Here is a 12,079-nt window from a genome sequence, read left to right on the forward strand (position 1 = left end):
GCATCAAGATTTTTTTTTGCGGGAGGGAAATCATATGAATGCGGCAACGGTACGGCATATTTTGGACACGATGGAGAGCATGTTTCCGGATGCACATTGCGAACTGAATCACAGCAATGCGTTTGAGCTGACCATCGCCGTGCTGCTGTCCGCCCAGTGCACGGATGAAACGGTTAATAAAGTGACAAAGGATCTGTTTCAGAAATACAAAACGCCTTTGGATTATGTATCGGTACCGATCGAGGAACTTGAGCAGGATATCAGACGGATCGGATTATACCGGAACAAGGCCAAACATATTCAGAATTTGTGCAGGATTCTGATCGAGCAGTATGGCGGTGAGGTGCCGGAAGCTCATGATGAGCTGGTTAAATTACCTGGGGTTGGACGCAAGACCGCCAATGTCGTGGTTTCTAATGCCTTTGGTGTGCCTGCCATCGCGGTTGACACGCATGTGGAGCGGGTTTCCAAGCGACTTGGACTGGCCGCCTGGAAAGATTCCGTGCTGGAAGTGGAGAAAAAGCTGATGAAGCGGGTACCGCGTGAAGAATGGACGCTGACCCATCATCGAATCATTTTTTTCGGACGGTATCACTGTAAGGCTCAAAATCCGCAATGCCCGGTATGCCCCTTGCTCGATGTTTGCCGTGAAGGAAAGAAACGTATGAAAACCTTAGTAGTCAGGAAGAATAAGGAACAACTGTAAAACCAGCAAGAATAGACAAAAAAGAGGTTCATCAGATTCATTGGGAATACGGCACTCTAATGAATAGCTAGCGAAATGGACATAATTGCAAGCAAGCGCTGGGCTTGCCTTTGTCTCCGGATTTCTATCTTTAGCCGCATGGGAGAATGGAAATCTGGAAACAACAGTGATCAAAAGTCGCTTTTCGCAAGGTGTAAGAGGACGTATCCTGGATCGGCATGAGCTAAATTTAAAAGAGGATGGGATTACACATGAAATGCATCTCTGTTTACACCGACAATTTTGAATTGTTCTCAGATATTTTTGAACATGTGGTGGAGAGCCAAAGCCAACTGAGTGAAAATGAAGAGCAGGAAGTCGAAGGCGTGACGTTCAGTCATTCCGGGGATGCTCCCGAGCATTATTTGGAGCGCATGTCACAAAAGCCCGAAGTGGTTGTTATGCGTGATAAATCACGCGGTTTAACCATTCTGCAGCATGGAAATGTCTTCGAAATTTTGATACCGGCAGAAGAAAACACCGTTGTATCTTAAGTTCTTTAAATTTGATGTTTTAAAAAATGAGATAAACCTGGTTCTTACAGGGTAATCGAGTGTGAATTCTCACCTCATTCCTCCTGTATGTTCCAGCTTCATGAAGCTTTGGATCCATGGCAGGCAAGGAAGATCACTTCCTTGACCTGCCATTTTGCATAGATCAAGGACTGTCATATCAAGGCAACGGTCGAAAATAAAATGCAATGATTCCTTTACGGCGCAAGCGGTGATAAAATAAAACGATGTGAATAGATTGTGTCAGAAATTGAGAGAGATCAATGGACAGGAGCGAGAAATGACATTGAAGTTGATGGCTGAGCATGAAATCGGATACAGTGTTACGGAACTCACGAGAGTTCGGGACCGTTTCTTGGAATGGAATGACGAGTCTTCCTCCGCTTTGACTGAGGATTTAATACGCAAGGGTACAGGCGGCGAACTGACGCTTGCCTTCTGCGGACATTTTTCCGCAGGGAAGTCGAGCATGATTAATGCGCTTTGCGGCAAAAAGGTGCTGCCCTCGGGTCCGGTACCGACAAGTGCGAATGTGGTTACAATCCGAAGCGGTGAGCCACGGGCGTTGATTCACCGATCTGCTGCGGAGCCTGGGGAGCCTTTAACGGTAACGATTGACGAGCTTGCCGAATACTGCAAGGAGGGCCGGGAGTATTCCGCGATTGAGGTGTGGGATGATGTGCCGCTGCTTGGCGAAGACGGCGTCTTGATGGATACGCCCGGGGTCGATTCAACCGATGACGGGCACCGGCTTGCCACGCATTCCGCCCTGCATATGGCTGACATCGTTTTTTACGTCATGGATTATAATCATGTGCAGTCGGAGAGCAATTTGATGTTTGCCAAGAGTTTGTCGGATTGGGGGAAGCCGCTGTACCTGATCGTCAATCAGATCGACAAGCATCGTGATGACGAATTGACGCTGACTTCTTATCTGAACGACGTGAAGAAGGCGTTCGCCCAGTGGAAGATCACGTATAAAGGATTGCTGTGCACTTCGCTTAAAGTTCAGGACCATCCCTATAATCAATGGGGGACGCTGAAGTCTTTGATGGGCGAACTCATATCCCATAAGGAACCGTTGCTGCGCTACAGCGTATCCTGCTCCATTCGTCATGCTGCCGATCAGCATGTGGAAGCCTATACCCGCAGCCATCAGGAAGAGAAGGAGCGGCTGCTGGAGGAAATGGGCGGCGAGGAGGCCGCTGCGGCGATGAAAGCGCGGCTGCAGGAGCTGGAGGATCAAAAAAGATCCGCGCAGCTGCTGCCGGAATCCGTCCGCACGGAACTTCGCAAAGAAGCGGATACCCTTCTGGCAAATGCCAATCTGACGCCGGCGGATGTTCGGGATTTAAGTTTGGCCTTTCTGGAAAGCCGGAAGAGCGGTTTTAAAGTCGGGTTTCTGTTCACAGGCGGCAAAACGGAGGAGGAGCGTCGGCGCCGTCTGGAGGCTTTTCATCATCGATTGGAGGAACAGACGACAGCGCAGATCGACTGGCATCTGCGTTCGCTGTTCCGCAAAAGCGTGGAACAGCATACGGAGTGGAATACGGAATGGGAGAGTTTGATGGACGCTGAGCTTCCCGGCGTGCGGGAGGATATGATCACGCGGACCGTGAATCCGGAAGCGACGGTGTCCGGCGAATATGTATTGAACTATAACCGGGAGCTGGCCGAGGAAATCAAGGGCAGCTACCGCCGGGCCGCGTTGGTGCTTGCCGACCGGCTGAAGGCGGTATTGACGGACGCTGCGGCCGTCCGTCTGGAGGAGCTGGAGCGCCAGGGCGCCGAGCTCCTGGCGCAATCTGCGGCTTCCGCCAGCTACGCAGCCCTGCAGCAGGCGGAAGCCGCCCGCGCGGCTGAGCTGGCGCAGCTGCTCCCGCCGCGCACCTCCCTCACCCCCGGCCTCCTGCCGGAGGTGAGGGAGCCGGAAGGGCAGCCCGCGCAAGCGGCTGCCCAGGGCGGCGCCCCGGCGGCGCAGCCGGGGCTAGGGCGCACGGCGCCCCGCCCCGCCGCTGCGCAGGCGGCAGCACCGCAGCGGCGCCAGCGGCTGGATGCCGCGGCAGCCGAGCTGCGCGCAGCAGCAGCGCTGCTGGCGCCGCATCCCGCGCTTGTCTCGGCCGCGCGGGATTTGACCGCCCGCGCGGATGCGCTTGCGGGCGGCTCGTTCACTTTGGCGCTGTTCGGTGCGTTCAGCGCCGGGAAGTCCTCCTTCGCCAATGCACTGCTAGGCGAGTCGGTCCTACCGGTGTCACCGCACCCGACAACGGCGGCGGTGAACCGGATTCTGGCACCGGTTGAAGGGAAATCCCATGGGACCGCAGCCGTGCGGATGAAGAGCCGCGAGATGTGGTGGGACGATCTGAAGTACTCCTTCAGCGTGCTGGGTCTCCAGGAACCGAATCCGGGCAATTGGCGGAGCGCGGCAGAAGGATTGAATCCAGCCGGTATTCACCCGGCAGGCTTGCCGCATTACGGGTTTCTGAAGGCCGCCGCCGCCGGTTGGGATGTGATGGAATCCAAACTTGGTACGACGGAAACGGTAGAGCTGGCGGAATATCGGGGCTATGTGGCGGACGAAACCAAATCCTGTTTTGTCGACGGAATTGATCTATATTACAGCTGTCCGATGACAGAGCAGGGGATTGTGCTGGTGGATACGCCGGGAGCGGATTCCCTGCATGCCCGGCATACGGGCGTCACGTTCAATTATATTAAGAATGCGGACGCCATCGTTTACGTAACGTATTACAACCATGCCTTCTCCAAAGCGGATCGGCAATTCCTGTCCCAGCTGGGCAGGGTTAAAGACAGTTTTGCCCTGGATAAAATGTTTTTTATCGTCAATGCCGCAGACCTTGCACAATCCGAAGAGGAACTGGATGAGGTTGTGAAGCATGTTCGTACCAATCTGACATCCAGCGGGGTAGGCAGCCCGCATATCTTCCCCGTTTCCAGTCTGGCTGCGCTGGATAGTAAGCTGGGTGGGGATGAAGCAAAATTGAAGGAATCGGGGTTTCCGGTATTTGAAGGAGCGCTTAGTCGATTTGCGGTTGAAGAGCTGCCAAGGCTTTCACAGCGCGCTGCTTATGATGAACTGGCTTCGGTTAGGGACCGGATCAGGGCATGGGCCGATATGGCAGCCCAGGATGAGACCACGCGTGAGCGTAAAATCGTGGAGCTGGAAGAGGTTCATCAACAAGCCTTATCTCGCCTTGAGGCTTTAACGGAGTATAACATGTCCCGCGACATCGCGCAGGAAAGCAGCGAGCTGCTGTTTCATGTACGGCAGCGGCTGGATTATGCCATGAACCGTTTCTTTCAGGAGTCGTTTAATCCTTCCGTGCTCCGGGAGGATGCAGGTCACCTGAAATCGGCCTTTGCGGCTTGCGGACGTGATTTGATGCGGACGATGTCCATGGAGCTGGATCAGGAGTTATGGGCGACAACGCTTCGATTAGAGATGGCCGGCCGCAAATTAGCTGAAGACGCAGCGCTTAAAGCAGCAGCGGATATCAACGGTATGGCCGAGGGCTTGTCCCTTTCCATACGGGCAGATAAGGACTGGTCACCGCCGGAGCTGGAAGAAACGGATCTGCAAATCCAGGGGGATTGGTTGTCCTTCTGGTCGTCCTTTAAGAACCCGAAGCATTTCTTTGAGGGAAGCGGAAGCTCCAAGCTTCGTGAAGCGGCTGAGCCGAAGGTGAAGGAAGCCGTGGCGAGTGTGGTGAGCATTCGGGAAGAGCAGCTGACGGACCACTATGTTCGGATGAGCGAGCGTTCATTGCAGCATCATGTCTCGGTGTTGGAGGAACAGCTGAAGGAATCCATGGCTGCCATTCTCGGTTCGCTGCAGGACGGCCAATCCCCGTTGATGTGGAGTAAGCTGGCGGATGAGCTGGAAGTTATGATTCAGGGAGCGCAGTAATGACGGTTCTTATGCGACCAAGAGCAGTACCCAACGGAATAGCATAGTTATTGTTGGTGTCAGAAGCTCCCAAACGCATAACGATGATATGCAGCTTAAACTCCAAACCTATACTTCTCAATCAAAAGGCGTCCCGTTTGCCACCATGGCGGGGCGTCTTTTTTCCTATGTTCACCGTGGGCTGATGAAGGTTAATAGGATGGTATGACGTATTTTAATCCGCTACAGCGTTCGCACTAGGATGAAAACGGCTTAGGATATTACCCTTTTTCAAGCATGTTCAAAAAAGTCGGAAATCGTGGATGAAGCCTGATGGTTGAAGGGACTGACAATGTGATTATATCCCCTAGTATTAATGAGAATTTCCGATGATTTCATTATGAAACAAAGATAAGTTATACTATTTGCCCCCTTTAGGTCCTTTTGGCTCATTTATGACGGTTTTCCCTCTTTGCCGCGGGTTCAGGTCGATGATAAACTTCATAAATGCTACATAACCTGAACGAAAATAATCCAAAGGAGGATAAACATGAATGTTCTCAGGCAACTGCAGGGCTTCTTTTGGGAGAAACGAAGTTATCTTTTTCTTTCCATTCTGTGTCTGGCGATTGCAACCGCTTTAGGACTTGTCTATCCGCAGCTGTTGAAAGTGCTGATTGACGATGCAATCAAGCTGGAGAATTACGGCATCGTGCCGCAGCTCGCACTCACTGTGCTGGGTGTGGTAATTCTGAAAGCTTCAATGCAGTTTCTGCACGGTTTTTTTGGGGGGAGGCTAGGCAACTACCTGGCATACTCGTTACGAAACGCCTGCTATGAAAAATTGCAATTTCTATCGTTCCGCTATTATGACACGGCACGGACAGGGGATTTGATGTCGCGGCTTACCGGGGATTTGGAAGCAATCCGGATGTTTATCGGCTTCGGTTTTGCCCAACTTCTCAATTTAGTACTGATGATAACCTTTGGTTCCATCATGATGTTCACCATCAGCTGGCAATTAACGCTGGTTACTTTGGTAGCGATGCCATTCTTGGTTGTGGCAGCTCTGAAGTTCGAATCCAAGATCCATCCGGCTTTCCAGGAAATGCGTCTTGCGCTGAGCTCGCTGACAACCGCGGTTCAGGAGAATATTACGGGTGTTCGAACCGTAAAATCTTTTGCGCGTGAGCCTCACGAAGTGGAGAAGTTCTCCGAACGGAATGAGCGCTACAAAACCAACCAAATTTTTGCCTCTTCACTGTGGGCACGTTACTTCCCGATGATGGAACTATTCGCGAATATCAGTGTCGTCATTCTCCTTGCAGTCGGCGGTGCCATGGTTATCAAAGGTTCAATGACGGTTGGGGAGTTAGCAGCATTCTTTACCTTGATCTGGTACATAATCGGCCCTCTCTGGGGAATTGGTTTCCATATTAACAACTATACGCAGTCCAAGGCTTCCGGTGAACGTGTGTTGGAGCTGCTAAATCAGCCAATTGATGTGGAAGACCGCGAACGTGCTGTAGATTTGGTGCCAAGCGAAGTGAAAGGACACGTTGTATTTGACAACGTCACCTTTGCTTACGGCAATAAGATGGCTGCAGTTAAAGATATTAATTTGGATGCGCGTCCCGGCTCTGTTATCGGCTTGCTTGGCGGAACGGGCTCTGGTAAGTCGACTATAATACAGCTCTTGATGCATGCTTACAATGTCAACCAAGGCAGTATTAAATTAGACGGAGTCAACATTAATGATATTAAGGTGCGGAGTTTACGCAGCCAGATCGCCACGGTATTCCAAGAGACCTTCCTGTTCTCATCCAGTATACGAAATAACATTTCTTACGGGATGAAGAACGTCAGTATGGAAGAGATCATCCGGGTAGCCAAGCTGGCCAAGGCTCATGAATTCATCATGGAGATGAAGGATGGCTATGATACCATCGTTGGCGAACGGGGAATGGGACTGTCCGGCGGACAGAAGCAGCGGATCGCGATTGCCCGGGCTCTGTTGAAGGATCCGAAAATTCTGATCCTGGATGATGCCACCAGTGCAGTGGATATGGAAACCGAGCATGAAATTCAATCCGGCTTCCAGGAAGTCATGAACGGTAGAACGACGTTTATCATCGCTCACCGGATTTCCTCTTTACGTCATGCGGATGAAATTCTCGTTCTGGATGAGGGAAGAGTCGTGCAGCGCGGCAAGCATAATGATTTGATTGCAGTGCCAGGACCTTATCAGGATGTGTACAAAATACAATATGCGGACCTTATTGCGAAGCAAGCTCAAGCAGGAGGCACGCAAGGGCAGGTGCAAGCATGAACGCCAATGTAAATACTGAACCGCATCAAAAGCAAAAGATTCCGAGGCCGCGGAAGTCCTCGGAAGAACCCAATGAACGTTTTGTATACAAGGACGACGATGCGATTGAGAAACCGTTTAACTGGATGCAGCTGACACGGCTGATTTCGTATATGAAACCTTATGCCAAACAGATTCTCCCGCTAATCGGACTTATGATGGTCATCGGTACCATTACGAAGCTTGCCATACCGTTCTTGACCAGTTTGGCCATTGACCAGGCCATCGAACCGAAGAGTGGGAATCCCAGCCTGACCTTGCTGTATCAGATTACGATAGCCGTCCTGGCGATGTATATCATTCAATGGGTTGCCGGAATATTTCGTATCAAGTTTACGAATATCATCGGTCAGCGAGTGATATATGACCTTCGAGCGGATCTGTTCCAGCATATTCAGCGCTTGTCCTTTAATTTCTTCGACAAGCGTCCGGCTGGATCCGTGCTGGTCCGCGTTACGAATGATGTTAACTCCCTGCAAGATTTGTTTACTAACGGGGTTGTCAATCTGATCATCGACTGCGTGCAGCTAGTAGGTATTGTGGTCATCCTTCTCTTAATAAACTGGAAGCTTGGTCTTGCTGTTATTGTCACGGTACCGATCATGTTCTTCATCTCGACCAAACTCCGTGTACGCATCCGGCGTGCATGGCAGGATGTACGGATTCGGAACTCGCGGATTAACTCCCACTTGAATGAATCGATTCAAGGGATCCGCGTGACCCAAGCTTACACGCAAGAAGAAGAGAATATGAAATTCTTTGACAACATGAACATGGACAGCAAAAAGTCCTGGGATAAGGCGTCTGCCATGAACCAAGGATTTGGACCTCTTATCGAAATTACCGGTGGCTTCGGTTCATTGATCTTGTTCTGGCTTGGTGCCGTGTTGATCCAACAAGGCGAGCTCACCATCGGTCTGCTCATTGCCTTCACCCAATATGTAGGGAACTTCTGGGAGCCGATCAATCGGCTTGGCCAAATGTATAACCAATTGCTTGTCGCCATGGCTTCCTCTGAACGTATTTTTGAGTTTATTGACGAGAAGCCGAGCATTGATGATCAGCCTGGGGCGAAGAAATTGCCGACGATTAAAGGGGATATCAAGCTGGAGAATGTGGTGTTTGAATACGAAAAAGGACGCCAGGCTCTCAAAGGGATCAATCTGGACGTGAAGGCAGGCCAGTCGATTGCGCTTGTCGGTCATACCGGATCAGGCAAGAGTACCATCATTAATCTGCTCAGCCGATTCTATGATATTACCGAAGGTAAATTAACCATCGACGGATACGATATCCAATCGGTAACGGTTGAAAGTCTTCGAAATCAGATTGGCATCGTGCTGCAGGATACCTTTATATTCTCCGGTACAATTCGGGATAATATCCGGTTTGGCCGTCTGGATGCAACCAATGAGGAGATAGAGGATGTAGCGAAGGCGGTAGGCGCCCATGATTTTATCGTCCAAATGCCGGGCGGCTACGATACCGAGGTTGAAGAACGCGGGAATATGCTGTCCATGGGTCAGCGGCAGCTGCTGTCCTTTGCCAGGGCGCTCCTTGCCGATCCGCGGATTCTGATTCTGGATGAAGCAACGGCGAGTATCGATACCGAGACGGAATTGAAAATTCAGGAAGCTCTTAAAGTGCTGCTTCAGGGTCGAACCTCCTTCATCGTGGCGCACCGTTTGTCAACGATTCGCCACGCCGATCATATCGTTGTGCTTGATCATGGCAAGATAATCGAAGAAGGAAATCACAGCCAGCTTATGCAGAAGCAGGGTACGTACCATGGGTTGATTGAAGCACAATACCGATTTTTGTAAAAACGGCTTAACAAAGGTTTAACAAAACCGACACAAATGTAAAAAAAATGTCGCTTGATACTTGCAATCTTCTTCGTAAACTTACAAAATAGAAGTAGAGTTTACTCAGAATTCATAGAAGAAGGGAAGCATGAGGGTATAATGAGCATCGAAAGCGTATTATCTGCGCCTGCACTGCTGATTCGAAACTTTGAGAAGAATGATTTGGAAGCTGTCACATCCTTGATGCGCGAACTGAATTATCCGACCACGCTTAATGTGATGCGTGAACGGATGGAAGCCATGAACGACAATCCTTTATACGGCAATCTGATTGCTGAGGTTGATGGTGTTGTTGTTGGTATGATCATGCTTCGTCAAGTCAAATCCTTCACTATGACCGAACCGGTCACTCAAATTACTTCGGTTATTGTAACCTCAAGCTACCGCGGCCAAGGAATTGGCAAAAGATTGATTCGCGGTGCAGAGACATGGGGAAGACAGCATGGTAGCCACCTCTTGTTTCTCACAAGCGGCAACCGGGAAGAACTTGCTCCCGCACATGCATTTTATGAGCATATTGGATTTGAAAAGGCTGGATACCAGTTTAGTAAAAAGCTGTAGTCTTCGTCTTTTCATAAACCCATCCCAATTTTGGGGTGGGTTTTTTCTTGTTTTTCCCTAAAACTCGATGGGAAGACCACCGATATAAGAAGAGTTCTTCGCTTGATTAAAGCATCGATCCCTACATCATGTCTGGGACTATAGACGACTTGGTTTCCGGTGTATAGGTAGGAATTCAAGGACGCTTTTCCAACAATTGTAGGATTGCCGAAGGTATCAAATGTGTTACAATGTGTTCGTAACGAGATTACAAAAATGTAACCATTGTTTGATCGTCCGGCACCCTAGAAATTCATCTTAGAAGGGCGGTCAAGCAAACTCCACAACTATGAGCATAGGAGATGAGCATTCATGAACAACCATTGGATAAAGAAAATCGCAGGCGGCAGCATTGCTGCTGTGCTGGCTGTCGGCATCATGCTGCCAACGACGGCGTCTGCTGCACCTGCTGAAAGCAATAATTATGTAAACTGGCAACAAAAGATCCAGAAATTCCTGGAGAGCCAAGGCTTGGAATCACAGTTTAAATGGGTGGTCGTTCAGAAGCCGCAAACGGAAAAACCTCAGGCGAACCAGCCTGCTGAAACTCCGCAAGCAAGCAAGCCGGAAACCAGCAAACCAGAAACCAGCAAACCAGAAACGACTCAACCAGAAACCAGCAAACCGGAAACAAGCAAGCCTGAGACCAGCGCTCCATCTACAACACCGTCTCAGCCTTCCGAGTCTGCGGGTACAACGGAACAATCGAATTTTGCTTCCGAGGTTGTAAAGCTGGTGAACAAAGAACGTGCGAATGCAGGCCTGAAGCCGCTTACGGTCCATGCTAAGCTGACAACCGTGGCACTCGATAAAGCGAAGGACATGAGCAATAATAATTATTTCAGCCACACTTCGCCAACGCATGGTTCTCCATTCGATATGATGAAAGCCTACGGTATTTCTTACGGCTATGCCGGTGAGAATATTGCTAAAGGGCAACGTACACCACAAGAAGTTATGAACTCCTGGATGAATAGTCAAGGTCATCGTGAAAATATCCTGTCTCCGAACTTCACCATGATCGGTGTTGGATACTACAACGGATATTGGGTTCAAGAATTCATCAGTGAATAAGCACTTATCTTGTTTCATATGAACAGGGCTGCCCCGGTCGCGCATCGAAAGACTGCGTCCGGGGCAGTCTTCTTTGCGTGTTTTGATTTGCAAATTTTTAATAGAAGTCTTAAGGTAATGTACATGAGGAATTTTGTAGGGGGAATGTCATGAAATCATCTGCATGGATATGGCGAATTACTGCCTCCGTGTCGGTTATTGTAACGATTGTGCTTATTCTTGGCTTTGTGTATGCATTTAAGGATATTAATGATCCGCAAGGACAGCCCTTGCTGACTGGTGGTGGTGGATCCGAGGCGTCCGAAGAAGAGACAGCGCCGGAAGAGCCGGAGAGTGCTCCGTCACATCCGATTTTGCCCAATGATTTAAATGTAACTGCGATTGGAGATTCACTGGCCAAGGGAACGGGGGACAATACCGGGAGCGGTTTTGTCCGTCGAAGCGTGGATCAATTAAATGGCGATGGCCGAACAGCGAGCCTGCTGGCGAATCTGGCCATAAACGGAATGACGACCGAAGGACTCCTTCCCAAGCTGGACGACAAAGGAATACAGTATGCCTTGAAGCAAGCCAATGTCATTATGCTATCGATAGGAGGCAATGATATCTTTCAAGGCAGCGGGCTGATGGAAGGGGCGGCGGATTCCGATGAGTTAGAGCTCGAACCTGCTAAGCTGATGGGTGCATTGCCGCAAGCATCTGAACGCCTGCAGGCGATTCTGGAGAAGATTCGTGACATTAATCCGGATGCGAGAATCGTTTATATCGGTCTGTATCATCCTTTTTCCGATTTGGAAGACTTGCTCATACCCGGCAATATCGTGGTCTCTGCATGGAATCATGCGGTTATGGAGATCGTGAACCGGGATCCCAATATGACATTGGTCCCCACGTTCGATCTGTTTCAGCATAAGCTGGGCGAGTATCTGTCCTCGGACCATTTTCATCCGAACGGGGCAGGATATCAGGCTATAGCGGATCGAATTGTAGAGGGTATGCTGTAGGCAT

At 50.0% G+C, this 12,079-nt stretch carries 8 protein-coding genes; all 8 read left to right on the forward strand.

The window, feature by feature from the left end; translation table 11 throughout:
• Positions 1 to 34 precede the first annotated feature (34 nt).
• Complete coding sequence (gene nth / locus PAEVO_RS04030; protein WP_100536376.1) at positions 35 to 706, forward strand: endonuclease III; 672 nt, start codon at positions 35 to 37, stop codon at positions 704 to 706.
• A gap of 251 nt (positions 707 to 957) precedes the next feature.
• Complete coding sequence (locus PAEVO_RS04035) at positions 958 to 1,239, forward strand: hypothetical protein (RefSeq protein ID WP_006209564.1); 282 nt, start codon at positions 958 to 960, stop codon at positions 1,237 to 1,239.
• Positions 1,240 to 1,537: 298 nt separating this feature from the next.
• Positions 1,538 to 5,185: a dynamin family protein gene (locus PAEVO_RS04040; RefSeq protein WP_100536377.1), complete on the forward strand. Its 3,648-nt coding sequence runs from the start codon at positions 1,538 to 1,540 to the stop codon at positions 5,183 to 5,185.
• A gap of 529 nt (positions 5,186 to 5,714) precedes the next feature.
• Positions 5,715 to 7,493, forward strand: a complete 1,779-nt coding sequence (locus tag PAEVO_RS04045; RefSeq protein ID WP_100536378.1) for an ABC transporter ATP-binding protein — start codon at positions 5,715 to 5,717, stop codon at positions 7,491 to 7,493.
• Positions 7,490 to 9,355: an ABC transporter ATP-binding protein gene (locus PAEVO_RS04050; protein WP_100536379.1), complete on the forward strand. Its 1,866-nt coding sequence runs from the start codon at positions 7,490 to 7,492 to the stop codon at positions 9,353 to 9,355. Before PAEVO_RS04045 ends, PAEVO_RS04050 begins: the two co-directional genes overlap by 4 nt.
• Before the next feature lie 141 nt (positions 9,356 to 9,496).
• A complete protein-coding gene (locus PAEVO_RS04055) occupies positions 9,497 to 9,958 on the forward strand; it encodes a GNAT family N-acetyltransferase (protein ID WP_071218337.1) in 462 nt (153 codons plus the stop codon).
• Between the two features lie 351 nt (positions 9,959 to 10,309).
• Positions 10,310 to 11,071, forward strand: coding sequence for a CAP domain-containing protein (locus tag PAEVO_RS04060; protein ID WP_100536380.1), 762 nt, complete (start codon positions 10,310 to 10,312; stop codon positions 11,069 to 11,071).
• Positions 11,072 to 11,220: 149 nt separating this feature from the next.
• Positions 11,221 to 12,075, forward strand: coding sequence for a GDSL-type esterase/lipase family protein (locus PAEVO_RS04065; protein WP_100536381.1), 855 nt, complete (start codon positions 11,221 to 11,223; stop codon positions 12,073 to 12,075).
• The last annotated feature ends 4 nt before the right edge of the window (positions 12,076 to 12,079 follow it).

The sequence above is a fragment of the Paenibacillus sp. GM2FR genome, assembly GCF_002803325.1.
Taxonomy (GTDB): domain Bacteria; phylum Bacillota; class Bacilli; order Paenibacillales; family Paenibacillaceae; genus Paenibacillus_AQ; species Paenibacillus_AQ lautus.

What these genes read in the sequence shown, in the direction of transcription:
- PAEVO_RS04055 (WP_071218337.1), top strand. Translation starts at nt 9,497, where the DNA reads ATGAGCATCGAAAGCGTATTATCTGCGCCTGCACTGCTGATTCGAAAC.
- PAEVO_RS04050 (WP_100536379.1), top strand. Translation starts at nt 7,490, where the DNA reads ATGAACGCCAATGTAAATACTGAACCGCATCAAAAGCAAAAGATTCCG.
- PAEVO_RS04045 (WP_100536378.1), top strand. Translation starts at nt 5,715, where the DNA reads ATGAATGTTCTCAGGCAACTGCAGGGCTTCTTTTGGGAGAAACGAAGT.
- PAEVO_RS04060 (WP_100536380.1), top strand. Translation starts at nt 10,310, where the DNA reads ATGAACAACCATTGGATAAAGAAAATCGCAGGCGGCAGCATTGCTGCT.
- PAEVO_RS04040 (WP_100536377.1), top strand. Translation starts at nt 1,538, where the DNA reads ATGACATTGAAGTTGATGGCTGAGCATGAAATCGGATACAGTGTTACG.
- PAEVO_RS04065 (WP_100536381.1), top strand. Translation starts at nt 11,221, where the DNA reads ATGAAATCATCTGCATGGATATGGCGAATTACTGCCTCCGTGTCGGTT.
- PAEVO_RS04035 (WP_006209564.1), top strand. Translation starts at nt 958, where the DNA reads ATGAAATGCATCTCTGTTTACACCGACAATTTTGAATTGTTCTCAGAT.
- nth (WP_100536376.1), top strand. Translation starts at nt 35, where the DNA reads ATGAATGCGGCAACGGTACGGCATATTTTGGACACGATGGAGAGCATG.